Source organism: Longibacter sp., from assembly GCF_051155795.1.
Classification (GTDB): Bacteria; Bacteroidota; Rhodothermia; order Rhodothermales; family Salinibacteraceae; genus Longibacter.
The window spans coordinates 23739-49702 of sequence record NZ_DAXETW010000037.1 but is presented as its reverse complement, the minus strand read 5'-3'; the positions used below and the strand labels follow the sequence as shown (position 1 = coordinate 49702).

The following is a 25964-nucleotide window of genomic DNA, read 5'->3' as shown; positions in this document are numbered from 1 at the left end:
TACGGGACGGCAGTGCTCGGTCGGGCGCCGGCTTATTTGAAGCGTTTCTGCGCGAGCATGACAGCGCCCACGGTTGCGGCCAGCAGAAGCACTGCGGCCACCTCCACATGGAGCGCGTAGCGCGTGTACAGGGCGATGCCGAGCGTTTCGGCACTCCCCGTCTCGGCGCTCGCCCCCATCGCTTCCATCGGAAGGTCGAAGCCGCTCGCGATGACGTAGAGCAACTGGGACAGCACGACCACGCCGAGAACGAACCCGGCCACCATTCCCCAATCGATCTCCTCCAATTGTGGGAGGGCATCGAGGTTCAGCAACATGATCACAAAGAGGAACAGGACCATGATGGCGCCGGCGTACACCAGGATCTGAATGACGCCGATGAACGTCGCGTTCATCGTCAGATAAAGCCCGGCGACACAAAAGAGATTCAGCACGAGCCAGAGGGCGCTGTAGACCGGACTGCGCGCGACAAGCATCCCGATCGCAGCGACGACGGAAATCGTCGCCAGCAAAAAGAACATGAAAGGTGCAGCGGCCATGAGCCCGTGCGGCAAATCTGAGTGGTCGTGGGTGCAATAAACGATCCGAAAGGACACGCAAATGCGGCTCCGGCATGCGTTCGACCTGCCGTTCAAGATCAGGCGAACGATGCCGTTGCGCAGAAAGCCAAGATCGCGCCGCACCGGGAGCGCGAGCGTACCGCACCGCCGGACAGCCGCAATTTCGGGCGTCTTCCTCGTGCCCAGCCGCATCCGTCGGGCCGTTCAACCGGCCGTTTCACACGTCTCTGGGCATCGGATCGTACAGACGGCAAGGTAGCGAAGGGGCATGGCAGGGGCAACATTGAGGGGGGTTAAACCCGGATGAATACGGATGCCCGACAGACGGCCCCATGCTCAACCACGCTTCCCCGGGATTCTGCCCCACTTCGCAGCGTCAACCGGCCTCTTTTTCGCCCGTCCTCCTTCCCCGCTTGATAGCGATTTAACGTGGCACTCGGGGCGTGCATCCTTCACCGCTCCGGTCGTTCACTCAGCGCTCTTCGACTCGCCATTGCCGGGCGCAGGAACGGCATGCGTGACCGGGGCAGGCCCCATCTGGATCCCGTCTCCTTCGATGAGCATCTCCTTCTCAGCGATCGATACCTCCATCCCGTAAACCTCCCGAAACAGATCCGCCTCCCGATCCGCCGACCAGAGCTCCAGTTCGGGATCGCCCTGCGCATCCACCGCGATCGTGAGCGCCGTGTCGTCAACGTCGACCTCCAGCGCGATGACATTCTGGAAGTGGCTTCGATCCAGCCCTTCCGCAATCCGAAGGATGGAGGCAAGCTGTCGAACCCGCGACCGGTTCCGTTCACTGAGCTTACGGTATCGCTTATGCCGGTCCGCGTTGGGAAAGGCTTTTCGGTGGTAGCGAGCCGTGAGTGCGAGGATTTTCTTCTCGTCGGGCTGGAAACCCTGCAGATCCGCGTGCTGAATGAGATACCGGGAATGCTTGTGATGCCGCGAGTGGCTGATATGATATCCGATATCATGCAGTAGCGCCGCATATTCGAGCAGCTCAACGTCGGTCGCAGGCCCGCCGTATCGGTCGATGAGCGCGTCGAACAAGAATGTCGCCGTCGCCGCGACGTGCTGTGCGTGGCGTTCTTCCCACTCGAAGCGAAAGGCGATCTCGTGAACGCTCCGGCGGCGCACGTCCGTGAACGGCGCGAGCTTCCGGATCCGCGCGTAATTTTGCTGAATGAAGTGGTCCACCATCCCCTCGCGGAGTGCATTGGCGGACGTTTTAATCTGGCGCACGTCCGGCATGCCCTCGACCAGGACGTCCAGTAACAGTGCTCCGGCCCCGATCTGATCGACCCGCTTCGGGTCAATCGACGGATGGTCGATGCGGTCCTGTTCGTTGGATTCGACCACCCACCGGAGGGCGTCCCGGTAGGCGTCGACCTCGAGCGTTTGCTGAAAGACGGTCCGATCCTCGTCTCCGTGCGCTCCTGCGCACACTCGCGCCAGACTCTTCGCGGTACCGGAGGATCCAACCAGGCTCGTCACTCCCGCGGCGCGCGCCGCATCGAATACCGGCTCCAAAACGGACCGGTAGTGTTCACGCAGTGCCGAGACGTCGTCCGAGGACAGCGGATCCGTCGAGACGAAGCGTTCGGTCATCCGCGCCGCGCCGAGCTTGTAACTCTGCGCAAAAGATACCTCTCGGCCGTCGTAGACGATAAATTCAACGCTCCCGCCCCCGATATCGACGATGAGGCTGGGCTCGTGCATGTCGACCGCACGGCGCACGCCCAGGAAGATCAGCTCCGCCTCCTGAGCTCCGCTGATCGGGCGAATGCGCAGTCCAACCTCGCGCTTCACCTGTTCAATGAAATCACCGCCGTTCCTGGCCTCGCGAATCGCGCTGGTAGCGTAGGCAAGGAATTCGCGCGCGTCCCAGCCGGTCGCCAGCGTATGAATCCGGCGCAGCGCCTGCAGGCCGCGCTCCATCGCATCTTCCGGCAGGCGATTCGCCGACAGGCCCGATTGCCCCAATCGGACCATTTCCTTCATCCGGTCCACCACCTTGTACGAACCGTTCGGGTACGCGTCCACGATAACGGCGTGGAATGAGTTGGTCCCGAGGTCAATGACGCAGATGCGTACGGGCGAGGACGGGTGCCGCGTCTGATACGTCGTATCCGGCACGAGAAGGCAGGCGGCGCGCTGCACGGGGGGCATGGAAGGGTGTGGGGTCATCGGAGATATCGTTCATCTTCGACCGTCGGTCGCACCCAAGATACGGCGCGCACGGCGGAAAGACAGTGGAAGTGCACATACGATCAGACCGGACGTCCTGCACCTGACGCAGGGGTCTACACGACACCTCGCGCTTTTAGTTCGAGATACGTGTTAATCGTCTCGGTGGACAGGTTCTCGGGCCGGGTGTGGACCGCATAAATGCCGCGCTGTTCGAGTTCACGGATGATCTCTCGCTGCTCGTTGGCGAACTTCTCCGCGATCGTCTGGGCGTACACCTCTTCCATGGACTCTGCGTCGGCATTCAGCAGGGCATTCAGTTCCGTGTTTTCGAAAAAGATAACGACCAGCGTATGGTTGCGAGCGAGCGCCTGAAGGTATGGAAGCTGTCGTTCCAGCGACGTGCGGGCCACGAAGTTGGTGAACAGGAGCAGCAGCCCGCGTCCCCGAGTGTTGGTCCGGACGTAGGTCGTAAGGCGCCGGTAGTCCGACTCCAAAAAGTTTGTGTCGAGGTGATAGAGCGCTTCCTGGATCTGCCGCATCTGGGCATGTCTGCGCGCTGCGGGGACAACCGGCCCGATATCCTCGGAAAAACCAATGATCCCGGCCCGATCGTGCTTCATGATGGCGATGTTGGATAGCACGAGCGCCGCGTTGATGCTGTAATCCAGCAACGTCATGCCTTCGAACGGCATACGCATCACGCGACCGGCATTGATCACGCTGTAGACCGGCTGTGACCGCTCCTCGCGGTGCTGATTCACCATGAGATCGCCGCGGCGGGCCGAAGCATTCCAGTTGACTGTGCGGTAGTCGTCCCCGACGACGTACTCGCGGATGTGGTCGAACTCCATCGTGTGTCCGAGCCGGCGAACCTTCTTGACGCCGACCTCTCTCAGCCGATTGGATGCAGCCAGGAGGCTGTACTCCTGCATCTGAATGTAGGAGGGATACACCGGTACGGTCGTCTCCTCGGCGCAGCGAAAGCGTCGTTCCACAAGCCCAAGAGGCGTCCTGGCGAAGACGTTTACCACGCCGAACGCGTATTCCCCTCGATCGGTCGGGCGAACGCTGTATCGCACCGTCCGCTCTCCGCCCGGCGGGATCCGGACACGAATCGACATGTCCCGGACCTGAAGCTGGACGGGGAGTTCGTCGATGACCGTGAGACGCACCAGGAAGGGATAGGTGCTTCGGAGATGAACCGCGATCGGGTTTCGGTCGCCGTTCGAGAGGCGGTCGGCAACCGCCCGGTCACCGGTGACGCGACCGGTCAAGTAGAGGAGAATCAATTCAACGAGCACGACGCCGATTCCGATGAAAAGAATCGACTCGGCGAATGGACGAACAACCGGAACGAAAAAAGCGAGCACGTACATCGCGACTAGACTCGCAAGCACACCGTAAAATGTTGGCGTTACGTAGAAAGACAGTAACGCATCACGGACCGACCTCCAGATGCGGGAATAAGACGACACGTGAGGCATTCGATTCGGACGGTGAGAACGAACGGATAGAAACGAGTAGCACGGAGCCCTACGGACGCTCGTTCGCATCATCGCCGGCCATGCGGCGGTAATCTTCCAGCAGGGAAATGAAGCCGGCGCGATAGCCGTCCACGTCATCTCCTCTCCCCTCCTCGGCCAGCCGGCGCACATCGGCAAGCGTGAGGGTACCGGCATACTCCGAGTCGCGGAGCAACATGCCGAATCCGGCCACCGCCGCTGCAAACTGAAAGTCCGTCGACACTCCGGCGCGTTCTTCCGGAACAAGCGCTTCAGCCATCAGCCGGCTGGAGTCGGAATCGGGTTGCTTGTAGCGAAGGCTTAGTGTCAGCCATTCGTCACTGGACGCTCGATCACTCTCGGTCCGGTTCTGATACTTAAGCTGCCCGCGACCGGCCACATCTCCGTCCGCACCGGGCGGGACCAGTTCGTACAGCGCCGTGACGTGATGACCCGCTCCGAGATCACCGGCGTCCTTCGTGTCGTCGGCGAAGTCCTCGTTGTTCAAGCGACGGTTTTCGTACCCGATGAGGCGATACGCGCCCACGTGACGCGGATTGAATTCAACCTGTAGCTTCACGTCCTTTGCGATGGTTTGCAGCGTCCCACCGAGCTCGCTCACGAGCACCTTTCGCGCCTCGAGCGCGGAGTCGATATAGTGATAAGTACCATTCCCGTGATTGGCCATTTGCTCCATCTTGCTGTCCTGCAGGTTGCCGGTGCCGAACCCCAGAACCGTGAGGAAGACGCCGGTTTCGCGCTTCTCTTCGACGAGACGGATCATCTCCGCGTCGCTGGACGGACCCACGTTGAAGTCGCCGTCTGTTGCCAGGATCACTCGGTTGATGCCGTCGGGGTCCATGTGCGTTTCTGCCATCGCGTACGCGGCCTCCATGCCGGCGCGACCGGCCGTCGATCCGCCCGCTCGCAACTCGTTGATCGCCCCCAGAATCTCCTCCTTTTCGCTTCCCGACGTGGGTTCAAGCACGGTGCCGCTTGCACCTGCGTACACGACGATGGCCACGTGATCCTGGGGGCGCAGTTGCTCGGTCAGAAGCTGGAAGGCGTTCTTAAGAAGCGGCAATTTGTTAGGCCGCTGCATGGATCCGGACACGTCGAGTAGAAAGACCAGATTGCTGGGCGGACGCTCCGACGCGGAAACTTCTTTTCCCTGAATGCCGATGCGGAGGAGCGAATGATCCTCGGCCCACGGTGCGGTCGCCGTTTCCATCGTCACCGCGAACGGCTGATCGCTATTCGCCGCCGGTGCCGGGTCGTCGTAAGAAAAGTAATTGAGCAGTTCTTCGATGCGAATCGCATCGACGGGTGGCGTTTCCCCTTCCCGGATGAAGCGGCGAAGGTTGCTGTACGCCGCCCCATCCACATCGATCGCGAACGTAGACAGGGGCGCGTCCGTGACGCGTCGAAAGCCGGTTTCCTCGATGCGGGCGTATCCCTCGCGGTCGACGGGCGGAGCATATCGACCCATGGGCGCAGGCATCGCCACCCAACCATTCCGCTGTCCCCGCGCCTGCGACTCCTGTCCCATCGCGGTAACGACAACCTCTTCGAGGCCCTCCGTCTGCGGCGACAGCGCAAAGTCGACCACTGCCCCGGTCGAGTCCGTCAACGTTACCTCCGTCGCTCCCGATCGGTATCCCACAAAGTTGGCGGTCACGCGGACGGTGCCCGGGCGTACGCTTGAAATCTGAAACCGACCGTCCTTATTGGCCGCTGCCCCGATCCCGCGCTCCGGAACGACCACGTTCGCCCCCTTCAGCACGTCGCCGTTGCTCGCGTCCACGACCGTTCCCTTGATGACGCCGGCCGGAGCTCGACGCTCCACATCCGCCGACGACGGTGGCGAGGCGTCCTCCAGGGACTTCTGCCCGGAACAGCCCACGAGGAGGGCGACGGAGAGAAGAAGAGCCGGAACGCTTGGGTGGAGACGGGACATGGTACTGAGGGCATCTGAGAAAGAATCGGTCGCGGCGCGCACGAAGGAAACGCAAGTGGAGGTGCGATTCGCATGGACGACGGGTTAGCGCGGGACGTCGACCTCGTCCAGGATGCGCCGAATCACTTCATCGGTGGTGCGGCCCTCCATCTCCTGCTCCGGTGTCAGCATCAGACGATGTCGTAGGGCTGCCGGCGCGATGGCCTGGACATCGTCGGGCGACACGAAGTCTCGGCCCCGAAGCATCGCGAACGCTTTTCCAGCATTGAGAATCGCGACCGACGCGCGGGGAGACGCGCCGAGCGACAGCATCCGGTGCTCCCGAGTCCGGTGCGTGACCTCTGCGATGTACCGCATAAGGTCCGGCTCCACGTGTACTTCACGGACCAGGGCGCGATACCGCAGGAGGGACTCAGCCTCGAGCACCGGTTCGACCTGTTCGATGGCGTCGGGACCTCGACCGGCGTGATGCCCCCGCAAAATGTCGATTTCTTCCTCCAGATTCGGATAATCGACCTGAATTTTGAACAGGAACCGGTCCAGCTGGGCTTCGGGCAGACGGTAGGTACCCTCGTGCTCCAGCGGGTTCTGAGTGGCAAACACGACGAACGGCGCATCCAGCGGCCACGTCGTACCGTCGGCACTTACCTGACGCTCCTCCATCACCTCGAAGAGCGCCGCCTGCGTCTTCGCCGGCGCACGATTGATCTCGTCGATCAGCACCACATTGGAGAAGATCGGGCCTTTGCGAAAGGCGAACTCGGTGGTCTTCGGGTTAAAGACGGAGGTCCCGAGCACGTCGCTCGGCATCAGGTCGGGCGTAAACTGGATGCGGGTAAAGTCGACGTCCAGGGCTCGCGCGATGAGTCGGGCCGTAAGCGTCTTCGCCACCCCGGGCACGCCTTCGATGAGCACATGACCGTTTGCAAGAAGCGCCGTCAAGAACAGGTCGACCATTCCCGTCTGTCCGACCAGTATCGTCCCAATCGCGTCCCGGATCCGGTCGACCGCGGCGGATAGATCCGTCGCGTCGATGCGAGACGATGGCGGCGCGCCATCGAGCGAGGATTCGTTCGGAGAAGGGGACTCTGACGACATGGTGGGCATCGGAAAAGGGTGCGAGGGGGGCAGCGGTGCTTGCGATTCCGGTCTGACTACCGATTGGATTGCCGGTACAAACGGTTGATGGTATTGACGAGCGTTCTGAGGTTGCGGTCGTCCAGGTCAGTGGCGTCGCGGGCGTCCCGAACCGACTGGAGGGCGGCATCAATTACCTCTCCGGGCGCACCGGACCGTCGACCCAGCGATTCGGCGACCGACGACCCGTCGTCCAGGGTGATTCCGAGGTGCGTTCGCAGATAGGTTTCGAAGTGTCGAATTTTGCGCTGCGCCAGGTCCGCGTTGCGACCCTCCCGGTGGTACATCTCACCGACGGTTCGCACGAAGCTGAGTGTATCGTTTTCCGGTGGATTTATCGTCGGAACAGCCCGCTGCCGTCGACGAACGCTCACGGTCAGCAGGAAAACGAGTCCGAGGAGAACGATGTGGACGGCGCGCCGCAGGTTGGGATCGCTCATCACAAATCGGAGCGGCGTGGCGGCCTCGGAGACCAGCGGCTTGTGCCGGGTGTCCCAGTAAACTGTTGACGCATCGATTGGAATGTACGAAAGCACCACATATGCGGCCGATGCACTCATGGCGTCTACCAGAGCTACATTCGTAAACATGCGTGGGCTCGTGGAGAGGACGACGGCACCCTTACCCACACGTGTTCGGACCACCACGGCCTCGCTGGCGGCATCAGGGTCATCGGTCGATGGTTTCATCGCGAGCACCTCGGTGCGGGACGAGTCGATGCTCGTAAAATAGCGTTCAGCGGTCGCCCGCCGGACGGGCCGCTCCTGATCGTCCTTCGGCAGGTCTCGGAATGACAGCGCACTGTAGGCGGCCGTATCCGCTCGAACCCCGAGGGTCGGCACCTCCAGCGGAGCGCCGACTTCCAGGTTTAGCGTGTCTGCAAACAAGCCACCGTACGCGTGTGCGGAAACCCACACGGTGTTGCCACGGCGAGCGTAGGACAGAAGCCGATTCGCCTCGGCGTCATCCGGGTCGAACCGGTCCGTAATAAGCAGGTAGGCCGTTCCGCGTGCTGTTGTGTCCTGCATCAACTTGAGGTACGGCGAGCGGTCAACGCGCTCAATCCCCGACGCCGGCACAACCGAATCCAGGGTCTCAAACAGGATTTTACTTCCATAGGGTTGACTGTCGTCCGCCTCGAACGTCTCGGTCCAGTCTACCGGCTCAGGGATCCACGCACGGACGGCAATCAAAACGACGAGCGATAAGCCGGCGAACCAGGCAAGTCGGTTTTCAAATCGTGTCATGACCCCTCCCCTCCCGCCGATGGGGCAGGTTGCGGTGTCGGGCCGGACTGCTGCTCGAAGTTGGATCGCTCCATCTTCGCCTTCTCCGTCACTTCGAGGATCGGCCTGCGGTACCGTTCGAAGTCCGCGCGGCGGACCGGGATGTCCCCGTACCAAACAACGTCGAAGATGTGGGTTGCCCGCTGAAACGTATCTCCGAGCGGCGTTGCGTGCAGGGTGCGCTCGTACTGCGCATTCGTACGCTCCGGGACCCACCGAATCCAGCCGTTGCTATCCAGCACCTGGAGCGCACGGAGATACATAAGGCGCAGGGTCAAGCGATAGGCCTCATCCTCGGTGGCCTGCCTGATGAGTGCGTCAAAATCGACGTCCGGCACCTTCTCGTCCAGGTCTTCGTGGTCATACCGCGGGGCGTCGTCCGGCCGCCTGGAAGCGCTCGATTCCATCCGAAGCAGGGTCAGAAAACCGTACACGATGACGCAGACCATTGCGAAATGAAGCGCGTATTTCGAGCCGACTACCCCCATTCCGGTCTGTAGCACATCGATCATCCGCCAGATCAGTCGCTCCAGAAACCCGCTTCCCTCATCCGGCTCCTTCTTCACGTACGAATACGCCTCGTCTGCACGATAGCGGGCGAGGCGTTCGTCCGGCGGCATGCGAACGACAAGATCGTCCGACGGCTCCGACGTCGTATCCGGGACCGCGCCGAGAGCGTACGTTACGGCTGCTGTCGTGGGGCTCAAGAGCAGGCACATCGCAAGCACGAGGCACCCGCGCCAAGCGAGACGTGATAGCCGGCGAAGTGAAAACGGGGAAGAAGGCACGACGAGGGCCATATTCAGGAGAAGCGGCGAAGCCGGAGGGAGAATCACGTGGCATCGGTATCCGATCGTCGCCACCGATCGGGACCGCTATCGCCATCATCTTCCTCGCCCAGGTGCGGGGGCTCGAGGGACCCCTTATCTTGGGCTTCCACCGGAGGGTCCGTTTCGGTATGTACCTCCGTGTCTTCACGCCGACGATCGGGGGCATTTGCAGAGGAGACGGGATCCGGGACGCCCGCCCGATCGGCCATTTCTTCGACGCGCTGCCGGAGCCCGGCATGCTCCCTCCGTTCAACGAGATTGAAGTACTGGAAGGACATCGCAATGATCGTGATCATCAACAGGGCAACGCCGACCAAAACTAGCACGGCGTAAAACGCGCCTACGGCAACAGCGATGCTCTGGGATGTGGTTTCGTCGCCCCACGCAAAAAATGCGGCGATGAAGGAGGCAACACCTGCAGGAAGCGATGCACCCGCAGCCAGGATCTGCGCGAGGAAATTCGCGATCAGGTACACGCCCAGAGACTGCCAGAAGTGATCTCTCAGCAGTTCACGCGATCGCTGGAACGCCGACCATCCGCTTTTTTGTTCGAACACGCAGACCGAGTAGGTGATGGTGAATACGGTTTGCGCGTACAACGCCCACGCGAGGTAGACGATCGGACCGAGACACGGAATCAGCTGGAGGGGATACGGCAGTACGAGAGCGAAAAACACCATTACAGCGATGAGAAGGAGTGTCGGCCCATGCGTTTTCATCTCGCCCCACACGTCGTCGAGCGCAATCGCGCCGGGCCCATGCTCGTCGTAGAGCCTGACAATGCTCACGGTCGCGACGGTTAACAGGAACCCGGCGACGGTCGTCACGACCAGGACGATCGCCCCCGCACCAATCATTCCCAAGATGTACCCGCTTGACAAATCCTGCAGGATGCGGTCTGCGTTCGATATGTCCAGCGATACCGTCAGAAAAAGGCCCGCAGCGAGGCTCAAAAACGCGACCGGACCGACAATGAAGGCGAGCGTCTTCGCGATGATGCGAACGTTTGCCCGTATAAATCCGAACGTCGCGTTGATGACGTCGGTGAGCGAGCGCTTCTGGCGAAGCTCAATATGTGATTCAGACATAAAAGGCCGAGGGGGAGCGGGGGGTACGCAAATCCAGCAATCCGTATTTATCCGCTGTGAACGCGGGAGACGGCGGCTCCTACGGGAGCCAGATCCTCTTTTGATGGCGCGGGGCCCGGGCGATTACGGTTGGACGGTGCATTATCGAGGACACAGAACGGTAGGACGACGAAGTAGCCGATGATGGCTGTTGCCGACGAAACGATGATCATGAGGCTCAACGCCACGGGCATGTCGGTCAGTCGGGTGACAAACCCTTCCAGAAACGCAGCCACGACGAAAACCGGTACGAGCCCCATGAGAATGATGGCGCCCTTCCGTGCACCGCGCACAAACGATTCGCGGCGCGTCTGCGTCCCGGGAAACAAAAATCCATTCCCGAGCACCAGGCCCGCGGCCCCGGCAATGACGATGGCGGACAGTTCAAGCGTTCCGTGGATGTAGACCACGAGGAGACTGTCGAACAGAAGGTCGTGTTTAACAAACAGGTGGTGAAAGGCGCCAATCATAATCCCATTCGTAAACAGAATGTATCCAGTCCCGACCGAAAAGAGCAGGCCGCTCGCGAATGCCATTATGGACACCCGGATGTTGTTGAGCGCGATGCCCAAAAACATATCTATCTGATGCATCTTCTTGTAGACCGCCATCGGATCGCCTGACTGGATGTTAGCCAGCGTGGCGTTGACGTATGAATCACCGAGGATGAGACGGGCAAAACCCGGGTCATACGCAGACGAGAGAATTCCGATGGCAATCGCACTGAGAAAGACGATGAGCGAGACGATCAACTCGGTGTTCGCGCCGGCGACGGCCCTCGGTACATCTTGAAGCCAGAAGCGGCGATACCGGCCTCGCTGAACCGGTTTTGTCCTGTAAATCCGCTGGTGAACACCGGTAGACAATTCGTTCAAGTACGCAGTCGTTCTGCTATCCGGATAATACGTCTGTGCAAACGCCAGATCGTCGGTCAACCGAAGATACAAGTCCGCCAGTTCGTCCGGATCCGCCGTTTTCCCCTCGAGGATCTGCTCAAATTCTTTCCACGTGTCCGCATTTTCTCGGACAAAGGCAACCTCACGCATCTACGTCTGACTGTACGTTGGCGGGGGCGACGGGGCCAGGCCGGCTGTCGCGTCGGGTCGACAATACTCGACTGGGATGATTCAATCTCAATCTGCAGTAATGTAGACGAAAGGAACAACGATTCCCAACCCAAGGACTAAGTTCACAAAAGTGGAGCTTTAGCCATCCTAACTCGTTGGTTTCCCGGCTAATATGTCTGATGATATTTCTCCGTCATGCAAAACGTTGATGTCCAGACCGCTCAGAACGTATCTCTGAGCGTAGAACTCGCAGGCGTCGGATCGCGATTCTTCGCCTCTATCATCGATTACGCGACGCTGGCGGCGTACCTAATTACTGCGGCACCGATCGCGGGCTTCCTTTTCGGGATGTCCGCGAGCGTACAGGTGCTCGTGGCCTTCCCCGCACTCGTTTACTTTCTTGCCGCGGAGGCGCTGTACGACGGACAGACTGTCGGCAAACATGTCATGGGCATCCGTGTGCGAAATCTGGACGGTACGGCACCGAGCCCTGGCGCGTACGTCATTCGCTGGCTTCTCCGGCCGTTCGACATTCTGATGACAACCGGCTTCGTCGGCTTTGTCTCCATCGTTGTCACGCAACACGGACAACGCCTTGGAGATCTCGCCGCGGGAACGACAGTCGTTCGCCAGCGGAAGGAGACGGAGATCCGGGACCTGGCTTACCTGGAAACGCCCGAGGACCACGAAGTGACGTACCCGCAGGTGGCGGTGCTAACAGACAGCGACATCCAAATCGCACGGGACGTACTGAACACGCTCGTCGAAGAGGGGCGCTCTCTGCATACGAAAACGCTGGGTTCACGAACACAGGAGGTGCTCGCCCACGTGATGAACGTCCAGCCGTCCGAGAGTCCGATGGACTTCTTGCGTACCATCGTCGAAGACTACAACGACGTGCACGGAGGCGGCGCGGCGATGTGAACGTTCTTCCGTTTCACGACCTCCCCTTCTCCCCCTTCTGCCACGGGCAAGGGGCGTAAAGAAACGGCAGCCCGGGTGGGTCCCGCGGGCTGCCGTTGGTCATGTATCAGGTCGTGGTGAACCTTATTCCTGCATGCGGACCACATCGCCCCGCTCAAACCCGGAGCCGGAGACGATGGAACAGCGGGAGGCTTTCCCGTTGCCGACGGAGTTGTCCTCTACCCGGATCGTACCGATCTGCTTCTCTACGGCACCGAGTTCGATGCCCGTGTCGGGGTCCACGAGTTTCTCACCGGCGCGCTTCACGATGAAGGTCTGACCCACTTCCACGCCGCTGGCGGACCCGGCGTTAATAAAAACGTTTCCGCCCTGGGAAGTGACCACACTGGCACCCCATTTAATATTGCCCGAGTTACCGTCGATCAACCCGACGATCTCATCGATAGCGTCGCGAGTGGCTTCTCCGACCAGCGACTCGTCGAACTCGCTCTGAGAGCCGAAGTCGATCTTATCGGTGTCCACACTCAGACCGCGCTTGCTTTCTTCTTTCCGGACGCTTTCGGCGGCCATGATTTCACCGGTGGTCGCGTCGACCATGCGAACGTCGGTTGCGACGACAGCGGTCGTGCTGTTGATGCCGACGCCGAATCGTCGTGTCCGGCCGCCCGTCGACCGCTCCTTGTAGCCAAACTCGGTGATCGCACCAAAGATCACGATCTCGGCACCAAGCATTTTCCCGGCCTGCGCTGCTGACTGAGCGGTCACGATGCCCTGTTGGCCGAGATCCTGCTCCTCCAGGACCTGATTGATCTCCGTGCGCTCGAGCACGGTGTACCGGTCCGACTTCACGAGTTCCGTGATGAGCATGTCGGACATGCCCTCCCCGGCCGTCTTCGTTCCGCCCCAGGAGTACCCAGCGTCGGTTTTGTCGTCAAACGACAGGACGGCGACGCGTTTCTTGAGTTGCTGAGCCTCGACCGGAACGGCGAGAATACAGGCGAGAAGCAGAGCGAATCCGGTGGCGTAGGTAATACGAGAGAGGGAAACCATGGGTTGTACGGGAGGGTGGGGAATCTCAGGTACAGGAGAGGCAGACACGATTACATGCCGGACTGCTCGTCCGCCGCGACCGGGCGGACGCACGCGCTGTGCCTCTATTCTACGATAGCGCAAACCTTTCATGCAACCGGACACGCCGCCTTGTTCTTCGGTCGGACGGCGCGTCCGGCGCCTGCATGCCTCATATGCAGGTCGCGTTGTGCTACCAGAAGTAGAGGATTGTCATGAGCATGACGCCCGTCAGCGCACAGGACTGGTAGCGAATGTCTTCGTACCAGGGGCGATCGAGTCGGAGCAGATCCTTCTTGAAGACCTCTTGCGTGAAGGTGTAGTCGGCTATCGCCTCCGGGTCGGGGGCCGGCGTCATAAGGCTCCCGATGGCAAGCACGACGCCGCCAAAGACGAACATCGCGATCGCCATGTACGTGTAGTGCGGCTCCGGAAAGCCCCACGTCCCCCACAGGCCCATCACCTCCTTCGTGAGGAACGCCGACACGCCCACGACCAGCCCGAGGACGATCGCCGCAAACGATCCGGTGCCGTTTGCCCGCTTCCAGAAGAGGCCAATGATATACACCGCAACGATCGGTGGCGTCACGTAGGCAAGAACGCTCTGGAAGTACTCGAACAGGTTTTCGAAGGATGCGATGGACGGGGCGTAGATAGCGCCGACAACCATCGCAAACGCTGTAAACGCACGTCCCACGCGGACGAGCGAGTCGTCCCCGATGGATGGACGCGCCTCCTTCACAAAGTCGATGCTGACCAGCGTCGCCGCCGCGTTTAGGGCAGAGTCCAGGCTTGACATGATGGCTGCAATCAGGGCCGTCAGGATCAGCCCCCGAAAGCCGACCGGCAGCAACTCGGCTGCAAGCGTCGGGAACGCCATGTCCGGATTATCCAGGCCCGGGAAGAGAATGATCGCGAAGACGCCCGGCAGGATCATGATGAAGAGGTTCGGGATCTTCAGCAAGCCGGCGAACAGGGCTCCTTTTCGTCCCTGGTCGAGATCGCGTGCGCCCAGCGTTCGCTGAACGACAAATTGGTTGAGCGTCCAGTAGTAAAACCCGAGGAGAACCACGCCGAAGATGCCGGGCCACGGTAGAAAGTCATCACCGGTCGGCATAATGAGACTCGTGTTGTCGGCAGACAGCCGGCTCATCATCTCGTCCCAGCCGCCGACTTTCTCCAAGCCGAAGAAGAAAATCGCCGACGCGCCAATGACGAGCAGGATGGCCTGTACGGTATCGGTGACGACAACTGCTTCGAGTCCGCCGAGAATTGTATATACGCCAGCGACGACCGCGAGAACGGCAACGGCGGTCCAGAGCGTGAAGCCCGGTATGACGTTCGCGATGACGAGACCGCCCGCGTACAGCGCACCGGCGGTGTCGATGAACATAATCGCAAGCACCGTAAACAGCGAATAGGCGACCCGCGATCGTTTGTCGTACCGACTGGTGAGAAACTGCGGGATCGTGTAAATGCCGGCGCGCAAAAACGCCGGAAGCATGAACAGTGCGAAGAAGATCAGGACGATCGCCGCCGTCCATTCATAGTTGAAAACAACCACGCCATTGCTGTACGACGCGCCCATCAGGCCGACAAAGCTCGACCCGGACATGTTGGAAGCAAAGAGCGAAAAGCCGATCAGGTACCAAGGCAGATTCCGGCCCGCGAGAAAGTAGTCGTCGGCGCTCTCATGCCCGCGGCTTACATATAGGCCATGCGCGATTACGCCGATGAAATACACGACGATGATGGCGTAGTCGATCCGTTCAAGACTGAAGGTCCCTTCTTGCATGGACTGGATGCGTCGAGGAGAAAGAGGCGAGGGCTTCGGCGTAACGTAGCAACCACATGCCACAGGAAGGGTCGCCTGCGGCGGCACGGAGGCAGTGGGACGATTAATTCATAGAAGCTCGTAGGCCAACATCAGGGAAACATGCGCACTTGATGTGCGAGATGGATCAGGAGGAGAAGCCTCGCACCTCGTCCGTTCCACGCATACCGCTCTTGCCGGAAGGATCGACTGGAAATGAAGATGGCACATCTATTTGATTATCAACGGTTTACGCTATCTTTCCATGTCCTGTAGAAGGGGTGGTTGACTATCAAATCGTTGTCCACTACATCCTGATATGCGTTCACATGATGTTAACCATATCGAGCCGTTACAACATGCAACGGCTTCCCACGGCGCATTTCACGAGATGGTAGCGCTTCCAGACCAAAAAGTGCCCACCGGCTTCGTGCTTTGCTCATTTCTGTGATCGCTCTGGACCGGCTTCCGATTCTCAATTGCCGTACATCGCTTTCTTCACATACCTCCGATTCCCATGAACCATTATAGATACTCCTCTTATCGGGGTCATGCAGGGCGTGAGGGCCTCGCATGGCGTCTCGTCTTGACCCTGTTTCTCGCCAGTGCGATCGTTCTCTTCCTCCCGTCCTCTGCCACCGCCCAGGACACCGGTACGATCGAGGGAACCGTCGTCGACGGCGAAGGATCGCCGCTCCCGGGAGCACAGATCTCCATCGTCGGAACCCAGCGCGGCAGCGTGGCCGACGCCACCGGCGCCTACACCATCGCCAGCGTCCCGTCGGGCGAGTACACGCTCCGCGCCCAGTTCGTCGGGTACACGCGTGCGGAACGACAGGTGGAGGTCTCGGCCGGTGAAACCACCACGGCCGACTTTGTCCTGCAGTCGGACCTCCTGCAGATGGGCGAAGCGGTGGTGACGGCGTCGTTCAACCCGAAGGAAAAGATCGAGTCGAGCGTGGCCGTTACGACACTCTCGGCCGAAGATATCGAGGCAAACGCACCGAAGAGCACCGCCGACCTGCTGAAGGCCATCCCGGGATTCTACGTGGAAAGCTCCGGCGGCGAGGGGGGCAACAATCTCTTCGCTCGCGGCATCCCGGCCGACGGCTCCTTCCGGTACGTTGCGATGCAGCACAACGGCATGCCCGTGTTCGATTCGCCAGAACTGGCCTTCACGAACGTTGACCTTCTCTTTCGCGTGGATGAAACCGTGCAGCGTATGGAGGGCGTCCGTGGTGGAACGGCCTCGGTCTTCGCCTCGAACGCCCCCGGGGGCATCGTCAACTTCGTCAGCAAGACCGGCGGCAGTGAGCTCGGCGGCCTGGTGAAAGTGACCGGCGCCACGCGCGGCAAGATCCGAACGGACCTGAATCTCGGCGGTCCCATCGGGGACGACTGGCGCTTTAACGTTGGCGGCTTTTACCGCTACGATGAAGGCGTTCGCGATCCCGGCTTTCCCGGAAACAAGGGCGGACAGATCAACGCGAACGTGACGCGCCTTCTTGAGAACGGGTACTTCCGCGTTCACGGCCGCTACCTGAACGATCAGAACGTGTTCTACCTCCCCATCCCGCTGCAGAATCCGGACGATCCGGAAGGGATCTCGGGCTTTGATCCGAACTACGGGACGATGACGACACGCGATGCCGGCCTCATCCGCGTGCCGAGCCCGGACGGTCAGGGACGCGTCTCTCGTGACCTGACGCAGGGAATGAACCCGGTTCTTGGATCGCTCCAGGCCGAGCTCTTCTTCGAGCTGGATAACGGCGTCACCATCGAGAACAAGTCGATGGCGATGCAAGCCGACGTCACCTTCAACGCGGTCTTCTCGACCAGTAATCCGTTCGATGCCGTGACGTACGCCGAGGAGCTCGCGACCGACGTCGGCGCGTCAGACTACAGCTACGGATATGCGTACGACGACGCCACCTTCAATCCTGCTAACGCCAACGGGAACGGTCTCGTCGCGGAGGCCGGCTGGTGGCACGTCGACAAGCCGCTCTCTAACTTTGCGAACGATTTCCGGGTCAACTACACGGCCGGGGACCATGCGCTGAGCGGCGGCATCTACCTCAGCACGTACCGGGCCGAAGAGCTCTGGCACTGGAACGACATGCTGCTGGAGGTCCGAGACCGCCCACGCCTCTTGAATCTGACGCTCGAAGATGCCGGTGGAAATCCCGTCGCAGAGGCCACGGAGAACGGCTTTCGTCGATACGGTACGCTGTACCGGCGCCATCAGGGGCAGGGTACGGCCATCGCCGCCTTCGCGGGCGACGAGTGGCAGGTCAGCGATAAGTTCCGCCTCGATCTGAGCGGGCGAATTGAACGCGGCACGTTCAGGGGAAACGTCGAAGGAGCAACCAACGTCGACCTTGACGGCGACAGTTCGACGCTGTTCGACAACAACTTCGCCACGGGCACCGACGCCGTGGATAACTACAGCTACCAGTTCGACGAGTGGTCGGCCTCAGTGGGCGCCAACTACGCCTTTTCGGAGCAGTTCGCCATATTCGGACGCGGATCGCGCGGTTTCAGGATGCCCGACTTCGACGAGTGGGCCGACGGTACCGTGGATGAAAAAGGAGAGGCCGAAGAGGTCTGGCAGGCCGAACTTGGCGTGAAGTACAACTCGCCGCGCCTGGCCATTTTCACCGCCGGATTCTTCAGCTCCCTGACGAACATTCCGTTTGCAGACGAGGTCGTTCTGGGGAATGAAATCGTACCGCTGGTTCGCTTTGCCGACTCCCGCACCATCGGTGTCGAGACGGAGATCATTTACCAGCAGGGCGGCTTCCGCACCAACCTGACGGCCACGATCCAGAACCCGGAGTACACCGGACTGGAGTTCGACGATCCGACCATTCTCGACCGCGTGCAGCAGGAACCGGGAGTGGATGCGAACGACTTCGACTTTGAAGGAAACCGCGTTCGACGCATCCCACAGTATATCGTGAACCTTCGCCCGTCGTACACCTTTGCCGATCGGTACCAGATCTTCGCCGCCGGCAAATACTACGGAGAGCGGTTCGTGGACGACGCCAACAACGTCACGCTGCCCGACTACTACGAGATCGATGCGGGTGCATCGGCGAGGGTTGGCAACGTGAAGGTGCGCGCCGTCGGTACCAACCTGACAAACACAATCGGCCTGACGGAAGGAAACCCGCGAGCCGGTCAGGTGGCTGCCGTGGAGCAGGACATCTACATGGCGCGCCCGATTCTCGGGCGTCGCGTGGAGCTGTCCATGACGTACACTTTTTAACCAGCCGACCGGATGAACCGGCCCGCAGTGGACGGTTCTGACGGCACAGCCTGCACCGGTTCGGCCCGTAAGCGGTCGGACCGGTGCTTTTTTGTGTGCACAAGCATTTCATATATTGACCTGCCTCGGAGCGTTCCCGCCGCCGCGGGTCGCAATCCGAAGGGTGTCGCTCTCCCCGTCCTTTCTGAAGCAGCCCTCGCCCATGCCTCAGTTTGAGCTTCAGTTCATCGATCTCGTCATGGTGGCCCTGTACATCCTGGTCATCGTGGGCATCGGCTTTTATTTCTCGCGACAGCAGAAGTCGACCGATGACTACTTCCTGGCGGGACGGTCGCTGACGTGGGGGTTGATCGGGTTCTCGTTGTACGCGTCGAACATGTCGACCAGCAGCCTGGTCGGGATGGCCGGGGAGGCCTATTCCACAGGAATCGCTGTCTTCAACTACGAATGGATGGCGGTCGTCGTCCTCATCATTTTTGCCCTCTTCTTCCTCCCCTTCTACCTCCGGTCGCAAATCTTTACGATGCCGGAGTTTCTGGAACGGCGCTTCGACGAGCGCTCTCGCTACTATTTTTCGGTGGTGACGGTCACGGGCAACATTCTCATTGACACGGCCGGGGCACTCTATGCCGGTGCCCTCGTCATCCAGCTGATCTATCCTGAGTTTCCGATGTGGCAGTCCGTGGTGATCCTGGCCGTTCTTTCCGGCCTCTACACCATCGCCGGCGGGCTGAAAGCTGTGGTTTACACGGACGCGATCCAGGCCGTGCTTCTATTAATGGCGTCCGTCGCCGTCTCGTGGATCGCGTGGGAGCAGGTCGGCTCATGGCAGGCTGTCAAGGACGTCACCCCGCCGGAGATGCTGAGTCTCATCCGCCCGGCCACTGATGACGTCCTGCCCTGGCCCGGGCTCCTGACGGGTGTGTTTCTGTTGGGATTCTATTTCTGGGGCACCAACCAGTTTATGGTTCAACGAACGCTGGGCGCGAAGGACCTGGACCACGGACGGTGGGGCGCGCTCTTTGCCGGACTCCTGAAAGTGCCGGTCATTTTCATCATGGTCCTGCCAGGAACGTTCGCCCGGGTCCTCTACTCGCCGGACACCTATCAGGCCCTCGCCGCCCGCCCGGACATGGTCTTCCCGACGATGCTGTTCGACCTGCTGCCGATCGGCGTCCGCGGACTCGTGCTCGCAGCGCTGGTGGCGGCCATCATGTCGAGTGTCGACTCCACGCTCAATTCGGCCTCCACGCTGGTTACGATGGACTTCATCAAGAAGCTGAGACCGGACGCGAGCAATAAAACCCTCGTCGTGACGGGACGCGTTACGACGTTCGTCTTCATGATGCTTGCCGCTGCGTGGGCACCCTTGATCCTGAATTTCCCCTCGCTGTGGCAGTACCTGCAGAATGTCCTCGCCTATCTGAGTCCACCCGTCGTCGCCTGTTTCGTGATGGGGCTCTTCTGGCCGAGGGCGAACCGGCACAGTGCGTTCGCAGGCTTGATCGTCGGCCACGCGGCGGCGATTGGCATGGCGGTGATGCAATACGGCTTCGGCCTGTTCACCATTCAATTTCTCTACATCCCGGCCATCCTCGTCAGCATCAGTGCCGTGACGATCTACCTCGTCAGTGTGATGGGCGAGGAGCCGGACCCCGAAAAAGTCGCCGAATACACCTGGACACCCGCTACCTTCCGAGAGGAGATCGCCCACGTAAACGGGCTTCCGTGGTACCAGAACTTCTTCGTTCAATCGGCTGTGCTGCTGGGCCTCATCGCCGTCGTCATCGCCATGTTCTGGTAGTCCTCCGTCGACGACTAGGCAGTCCCGGCCCCCTCTCAAGCCTCGAAATCTCTTGGGCCGGCCCCCAGGTGGGCTGCGCTGAGAACGATGGGCGCGGCGACGTTCTGAACGGCGGACTACGTACCGTTTGCGCGGGGTTGCAACGCCTCAAAACCCGCCATGATATCGAGCACCTCTTCGGTGACGGCCGTCTGCCGGCGGCGGTGAAAGCGCGCGGTCAACGACTGCAGGCGCTCGTCCACATTCGTCTCCGCGCGTTGCATTGCCGCGAGTCGACTGCTGTGCTCACTGGCCAGCGACTCGGCAAAGGCCCGGTGGAATGAAACGAAGAGGTACTCGCGCACGAGCGCAGCAAACAACGGCTGCCACTCCGTGCGGAAGGTGGGCAGCATCTTCGTCGGCCACGGTTGCCGCCGCAACCGCTGAAGCCAGTCCATGTCGAGCGGAAGAAGCTGGCGCGTACGGGTGTCATACGTCGCTCCCGTCGACGGCTCGTTGTAGAAAAGCAGCAGTTGGCTGATTCCCTCTTCCCGTCTCCACGCCTCGACGCGGAGCAATAGCTCTTCGACCCGTCGGGTGATTCCTTCGACGGACTCCGGGGTTTCCCCATGTGCATCCGGTCTCAGACCGTGTCGCTCCAGCGGTCCAGGGACGTAATCGCCCAGCGCGAGAAGGGTTACCCGCTGTGCTCGGAGATCGTCGATTTCTTGAGCCACATGCTGTCCAAGCTGCTCGTTAAAGCGACCACACATCCCCCACGTGGAGCCGATGACGATAATGCCCGCGGACGTCGGTCGCGACCCTACCCCTTCGCGAAGATCCGGTAGCCGCCGGCGTGCCCGTATCGCCGCACGCAACCCGAGTTGCACGGTCTCATCGTACGCCTCCAGTGCCTCAACCGCCCGCTCGCACTGCCGGATACTGGTCAGCGACAGCACCTTCATCGTGCGAACAACGGACCGCAGGCGCCGCGTACTGTGAATCTGCCGGCGTAGCGACTCAAGCGTTTCCATTTGCAACCTCCGGGTTCGACGGCATGGACTGAACGGCGGTTCGAGCGGCCTGGAGAAGCACATCCCGCGAGGCGTCATCCAGCGACTGCCCCTCATCGATCTGCAAGCAAACGTCCGGCACGTCCTCACGGACGGCTTTTCGAATGCGATTCTCAGCCTCCGGAATCTGTGATAGATCGAGCCCCTCGAACAGGCCGTTCGTCGTCGCCAGAAGGACCGCCACCTGCTCTGCCACCGGCAATGGAGCGTACTGCGACTGCTTCAGCACTTCTCGCACCCGCCGGCCGTGCTGAAGCGTACGATGAGTGTCTTCATCCAGCCGCGTACCGAAACGAGCGAAGTCCTCGAGCTCTTCGAATTGTGCATACGAGAGCCGCAGGGCGCCCGCCATCTGCCGGTACGCGGGCATCTGTGCCTTTCCTCCGACGCGTGACACGGATCGGCCCACGTCAACGGCCGGGAGGATTCCCTTTTGAAAGAGCGTCGGTGACAGATAGATTTGACCGTCCGTGATCGAAATGAGATTCGTGGGGATGTAAGCGGAAAGGTTTTGCGCCTCGGTTTCGACGACGGGGAGCGCCGTCAGCGACCCGCCGCCGTGATCCTCATCGAGGTGCGTGGCGCGCTCAAGAAGGCGCGAGTGGATGTAGAAGATGTCGCCGGGGAAGGCTTCGCGCCCGGGCGGGCGCCGGAGCAGAAGCGAGAGTTCGCGGTAGGCCCGTGCATGACGCGTGAGGTCGTCGTAGACGATGAGGACATCTCGTCCGGCCTCCATCCAAAACTCCGCGATGGTCGTAGCCGCGTAAGGCGCTACGAACTGCAGCCCCGGCGGCTCGTCCCCTCCGGCGACCACCACGGTCGTATACCGCATTGCTTCGTATTCTTGCAGGTCCGCGATGACCGATGCCACCGCTGCATTCCGCTGTCCGATCGCGCAGTAGACGCAGTAGACGCCGGTTTCCCGCTGATTTAGAATGGTGTCGACCGCGACGGCCGTTTTGCCGGTCTGACGGTCGCCAAGGATGAGTTCGCGTTGCCCGCGTCCCACGGGGATGAGGGCGTCGACAACCTTCAGCCCCGTCTGCAGCGGCGTTTCGACGGGCGCGCGATCCATGATAGCAGGCGCCTCGCGTTCGACAGGCCGGCGCCTCTCGGCCCGAATGGCGCCGCGATGATCAACCGGGCGGCCCAGCGCATCGACGACCCGGCCGAGCATCGCGTCCCCCACCGGTACGTCGAGAATTCGACCGGTTCGGTGGACTTTCATGCCGGCGTCGAGGTCCTCGCGTTCGTCGAGCAACACAACGCCGACCTCGCCCGCATCGAGATTCATGGCCATCCCGAGCCGCCCGTTGTCGAAACGCACAAGCTCTTCCGCTTGAACCGTCGGAAGGCCGGACACCCGGGCGATGCCCTCTCCAACGTAGGACACCCTGCCAATCTCCCGGAGTTCGAGCGTCGGCTCGGCCGCCTGACGTGTCCGGGCGACGGCATCGAACGCTAACTCTGCCAGCGACGCCAGGCCCATCGTACTGTTCATCCCCGGTTCATCTCTCATCCCGATCGAGCACCATTCATCTGATTTATCTGTGCCGAACTGACGCCATCGAGCCGATATCCGAGACGCCGGTGGGCAGGCGCTGATGGAGATCCGCCTCGAGCTGACGGAGCATCTCTTCCAGAAGCTGCTCGATGTACTGGTCGATCGTCCACCCGACCGTCCGGTTCGCTACTTGAACCTCGACGCCGAGCCCGAGCCCGGGATCCGTCACCGTCGACAACAATAGCTTGTGGCCGGCCCTCTTCTCCAGTACCTCCAACAGCCGTTTTCGCTGGTCACCGGAGAGTTCGCAGGCAGTACGGATCGTCACCTGTGCGTCGGCGTCCTCGAACGCATCGATGAGCTGTTTCACCATAGCATCTTCCGGATTCTGCAGGTGACCCAGAAAGACCGTCACAACCTGTTCCTCAAGATCCACGTTCGCCAGATCGTCCAGAATGCGTCGCGTGAGCTCGATCGTTTCTGTCACGGCCCGTTTGGAGACGACGTGCAAGAAGGCAGCGCGATCACGCTCGATGGCCTCTCTCCACTGCGCTTCAAGGTATTCAACATCCTCTCGGGCTCGAGCGAGAAGTTCATGGCGACGGGCCTCTGCATCCTCCTCCACCGCTTGCATACGTTCCGCCCGGCGAGCCTCAAACGCGGAGTGAAGTGATCGGTACTGCTCTGCCTCCTGCTCGGCTTCCTCCTGCTTCGATTCCGCCTCCGCGATACGATCCCGGATGGATGCTTGCCGGCGGTCCATGGCATCCAGGATGGGGCCGTAGAGGAACCGCTTCAAGAGACCGATCAGAATCAGGAAGTTGACGATCTGCGCCCCGAATGTAAACCAGTCGATCTGCACGATATCCGTTTGCCTCTATTAGACGGCCCATCACCCCGAACAAGGATTTCTCCCGCTCGGCCGTGTTCAGGGGGCAGCGTTCTGGATGACGAAATCCCAGAAGGGATTCGCGAACACGATGATGAGCGAGATCACGAAGCAATAAATCGCTGTAGATTCCACCATCGCAAGCCCGACGAACAGCGTCCGCGTGATCGTGTCGGCCTCATCCGGCTGCTGTGCCATAGCGTTCAGCGCTTCAGACAGGGCGCGTCCTTCACCGAGAGCCGGCCCAATGGAACCGATGGCAATGGTCAGTCCCGCAACAATGATCGAAACCGTTCCAACAAGGCTAATGCTGTCCATGGACTCCGATGTCGAAATTAAACGGCTGAGATAGGTTCTGCGTCCCCCGGCGCGGATTCCTCGCTATTCTGGTGGGCCCGTGCACCGGACGCGATGTAGACGAGCGCAAGCACGGCGAACACGTACGCCTGGATGACGCCGATCAGCAGACCGAATGCCTGCATAGCAACGGGAAAAAGAAGTGGAGCCAGACTGAGCAGAATGGCGACAATCAAGTTTCCACTCATCATATTCCCGAAGAGTCGGATGCCGAGCGCAACCGTTCGCGAGATTTCTCCGATGATCGTAAACGGCAACATGAGCGGCGTGGGCCGAATGTAGCGCTTGAAATAGGCTTTGAGTCCACGATTCATGATGCCGTAGACGGGGACCGCGACGAATACGCAGATCGCCAGCGCGATCGGCGTTGTCACCGACGCCGTGGGTGCGACAAACCCGGGCACGACGGCGAGGACGTTACACGTCACGATGAAGATAAAGAGCGTGCCGATGAACGGTAGATACCGCCTCGGGTGGCGAAGGCCGGTCGTCTCGATCTGCGTCAGAATCTGCCCAACAAGCACCTCCATTCCGTTCTGCCAGCGCGAGATGTCGGGCCCGACTGTCAGGTTGCGCGTGATGAGCCACGCCCCGACTCCGAGCAAGACGAGGACGATCCATGAGTAGACGAGGGTCGCGTTGACGGTGACGAATCGCCATTCCCAGTAAACGATTTGATCCGGACTGATCTCCATTGCGTCATCGACGGGATCGATCGGTGTCGGGCATACCGCGTGGACCGTGCGTCATCATCCCACCTGGCGCGAGGCGCGCGGGACGCGGCCCCATCGGCGTACGAGCACGACGCGAACCATCATGAAGCCGAGCAAGCACAGTCCGACAACCTCCAGGCGCGAGCCGAATGCGTAGGTGATGACGGCAAAGCCGGAAAGAACGACGGCTGCCCGTACCAAAAAGCTTCCAGCCAGCAAGTATCCTGGGTGGGAAACCTCATGTAACCGTGAGACTGTGAACCAGAGGCCGCCGAAGTACAGAAGCCCCAGCACGAGGCCAACAGTAAGGGCGAAAAGAAGCAGCAATACGTACGTCATATCGTTCGCAACGTGGCTTCATGTGGTGAACGGATGGTGTGCCTGTACGGACGATGACTTACCGGGGCATCGCCTTCGAAGCGTCGGATTGCTCCGTAAATATCCTCGTCTCGTTGTGCACGGTTATCTACGGTGCCGGCTTTCCTCACGGACCCAGTACCATGCCGTCATGCCGCCCAACGTGATGCCGAAGGCGAGCATCATGAGCGTCCAGGAAAACCGTGTCTCGTACCGGGCGTCGATCCAGATGCCAAGAGCCAGGCATAAGAGGGTCGGGATGGCGACAGACCACCCAACGAGCCCGAACATCCCCATGCCAAAGACAATCCCCGGCCGCTTTCGTTTTCGCGCGTCAGCCTTGCGCTGCTCCTTTTCGTGAATCGTCTGAGCAAAGTCTTCCTCCGTGTCTGGTTTCTCGCTCATGACCTGTCTCAGAGATAGACTGATGGACCTTGAATCGGCCGTTCACGCCATATCGTAGGCCGGATGGTGTCGCAGGCCGGACGGTACTCCGACAGCAATTGGGCTGTAGGCACGGTCCGCGGGATCAGCGAGGTGCTGTCGGTCAAGCGTC

The 25964-nt window shown here is 60.7% G+C and carries 21 protein-coding genes; 3 read left to right on the top strand and 18 right to left on the bottom strand.

Annotation, left to right across the window (positions count from 1 at the left end; all coding sequences use genetic code 11):
• Positions 1-32: 32 nt before the first annotated feature.
• From ACFCU0_RS04925 to ACFCU0_RS04885, 9 genes are all read right to left on the bottom strand, one after another.
• Entirely contained in the window at positions 33-539 is a 507-nt protein-coding gene (locus tag ACFCU0_RS04925) for an NADH-quinone oxidoreductase subunit J family protein (RefSeq protein ID WP_434972552.1), read from the bottom strand.
• Between the two features lie 489 nt (positions 540-1028).
• Positions 1029-2732, bottom strand: coding sequence for a Ppx/GppA phosphatase family protein (locus ACFCU0_RS04920; RefSeq protein ID WP_434972551.1), 1704 nt, complete (start codon positions 2730-2732; stop codon positions 1029-1031).
• Positions 2733-2866: 134 nt separating this feature from the next.
• Positions 2867-4150: a DUF58 domain-containing protein gene (locus ACFCU0_RS04915; protein ID WP_434972550.1), complete on the bottom strand. Its 1284-nt coding sequence runs from the start codon at positions 4148-4150 to the stop codon at positions 2867-2869.
• Between the two features lie 136 nt (positions 4151-4286).
• Positions 4287-6212 carry a YfbK domain-containing protein gene (locus ACFCU0_RS04910; RefSeq protein ID WP_434972549.1) on the bottom strand — a complete coding sequence of 642 codons (1926 nt, stop codon included), beginning with the start codon at positions 6210-6212 and terminating at the stop codon, positions 4287-4289.
• 84 nt (positions 6213-6296) lie between these two features.
• Positions 6297-7310, bottom strand: a complete 1014-nt coding sequence (locus ACFCU0_RS04905) for an AAA family ATPase (RefSeq protein ID WP_434972589.1) — start codon at positions 7308-7310, stop codon at positions 6297-6299.
• Positions 7311-7366: 56 nt separating this feature from the next.
• A complete protein-coding gene (locus ACFCU0_RS04900) occupies positions 7367-8542 on the bottom strand; it encodes a DUF4350 domain-containing protein (RefSeq protein ID WP_434972548.1) in 1176 nt (391 codons plus the stop codon).
• Between the two features lie 50 nt (positions 8543-8592).
• Positions 8593-9471 carry a DUF4129 domain-containing protein gene (locus ACFCU0_RS04895; RefSeq protein WP_434972547.1) on the bottom strand — a complete coding sequence of 293 codons (879 nt, stop codon included), beginning with the start codon at positions 9469-9471 and terminating at the stop codon, positions 8593-8595.
• Positions 9468-10553, bottom strand: a complete 1086-nt coding sequence (locus ACFCU0_RS04890; protein ID WP_434972546.1) for a hypothetical protein — start codon at positions 10551-10553, stop codon at positions 9468-9470. Before ACFCU0_RS04890 ends, ACFCU0_RS04895 begins: the two co-directional genes overlap by 4 nt.
• A gap of 47 nt (positions 10554-10600) precedes the next feature.
• Positions 10601-11638, bottom strand: a complete 1038-nt coding sequence (locus ACFCU0_RS04885) for a stage II sporulation protein M (protein WP_434972545.1) — start codon at positions 11636-11638, stop codon at positions 10601-10603.
• 216 nt (positions 11639-11854) lie between these two features.
• Here ACFCU0_RS04885 and ACFCU0_RS04880 point away from each other — a divergent pair, with 216 nt between their 5' ends.
• Positions 11855-12583, top strand: coding sequence for an RDD family protein (locus ACFCU0_RS04880; protein ID WP_434972544.1), 729 nt, complete (start codon positions 11855-11857; stop codon positions 12581-12583).
• A 123-nt stretch (positions 12584-12706) separates the two neighbouring features.
• Here the strand turns inward: ACFCU0_RS04880 and ACFCU0_RS04875 are convergent, their stop codons facing one another.
• Both ACFCU0_RS04875 and ACFCU0_RS04870 read right to left on the bottom strand, forming a co-directional pair.
• On the bottom strand, positions 12707-13633 hold the full coding sequence (locus tag ACFCU0_RS04875; protein ID WP_434972543.1) for a CsgG/HfaB family protein: 927 nt from the start codon (positions 13631-13633) through the stop codon (positions 12707-12709).
• Positions 13634-13844: 211 nt separating this feature from the next.
• Positions 13845-15446: a sodium:solute symporter gene (locus ACFCU0_RS04870; RefSeq protein WP_434972542.1), complete on the bottom strand. Its 1602-nt coding sequence runs from the start codon at positions 15444-15446 to the stop codon at positions 13845-13847.
• Positions 15447-15981: 535 nt separating this feature from the next.
• Between ACFCU0_RS04870 and ACFCU0_RS04865 the strand changes: the two genes are divergently transcribed.
• Positions 15982-18732, top strand: a complete 2751-nt coding sequence (locus ACFCU0_RS04865) for a TonB-dependent receptor (RefSeq protein WP_434972541.1) — start codon at positions 15982-15984, stop codon at positions 18730-18732.
• A 202-nt stretch (positions 18733-18934) separates the two neighbouring features.
• On the top strand, positions 18935-20536 hold the full coding sequence (locus ACFCU0_RS04860) for a sodium:solute symporter (protein ID WP_434972540.1): 1602 nt from the start codon (positions 18935-18937) through the stop codon (positions 20534-20536).
• A 116-nt stretch (positions 20537-20652) separates the two neighbouring features.
• Here the strand turns inward: ACFCU0_RS04860 and ACFCU0_RS04855 are convergent, their stop codons facing one another.
• From ACFCU0_RS04855 to ACFCU0_RS04825, 7 genes are all read right to left on the bottom strand, one after another.
• Complete coding sequence (locus tag ACFCU0_RS04855) at positions 20653-21549, bottom strand: F0F1 ATP synthase subunit gamma (protein ID WP_434972539.1); 897 nt, start codon at positions 21547-21549, stop codon at positions 20653-20655.
• Positions 21536-23107, bottom strand: a complete 1572-nt coding sequence (locus tag ACFCU0_RS04850) for an alternate F1F0 ATPase, F1 subunit alpha (protein WP_434972538.1) — start codon at positions 23105-23107, stop codon at positions 21536-21538. Before ACFCU0_RS04850 ends, ACFCU0_RS04855 begins: the two co-directional genes overlap by 14 nt.
• Positions 23108-23132: 25 nt before the next feature.
• The gene (locus ACFCU0_RS04845) at positions 23133-23954 is read right to left on the bottom strand and encodes a F0F1 ATP synthase subunit delta (RefSeq protein ID WP_434972537.1); all 822 of its coding nucleotides are present in this window, start codon (positions 23952-23954) and stop codon (positions 23133-23135) included.
• A 66-nt stretch (positions 23955-24020) separates the two neighbouring features.
• A complete protein-coding gene (locus tag ACFCU0_RS04840) occupies positions 24021-24299 on the bottom strand; it encodes a F0F1 ATP synthase subunit C (RefSeq protein WP_098073767.1) in 279 nt (92 codons plus the stop codon).
• 17 nt (positions 24300-24316) lie between these two features.
• Positions 24317-25033, bottom strand: a complete 717-nt coding sequence (locus ACFCU0_RS04835) for a F0F1 ATP synthase subunit A (RefSeq protein WP_434972536.1) — start codon at positions 25031-25033, stop codon at positions 24317-24319.
• Positions 25034-25087: 54 nt separating this feature from the next.
• Positions 25088-25390: an N-ATPase subunit AtpR gene (locus ACFCU0_RS04830; protein ID WP_434972535.1), complete on the bottom strand. Its 303-nt coding sequence runs from the start codon at positions 25388-25390 to the stop codon at positions 25088-25090.
• A gap of 123 nt (positions 25391-25513) precedes the next feature.
• On the bottom strand, positions 25514-25813 hold the full coding sequence (locus ACFCU0_RS04825; protein ID WP_434972534.1) for an AtpZ/AtpI family protein: 300 nt from the start codon (positions 25811-25813) through the stop codon (positions 25514-25516).
• Between the last annotated feature and the right edge of the window lie 151 nt (positions 25814-25964).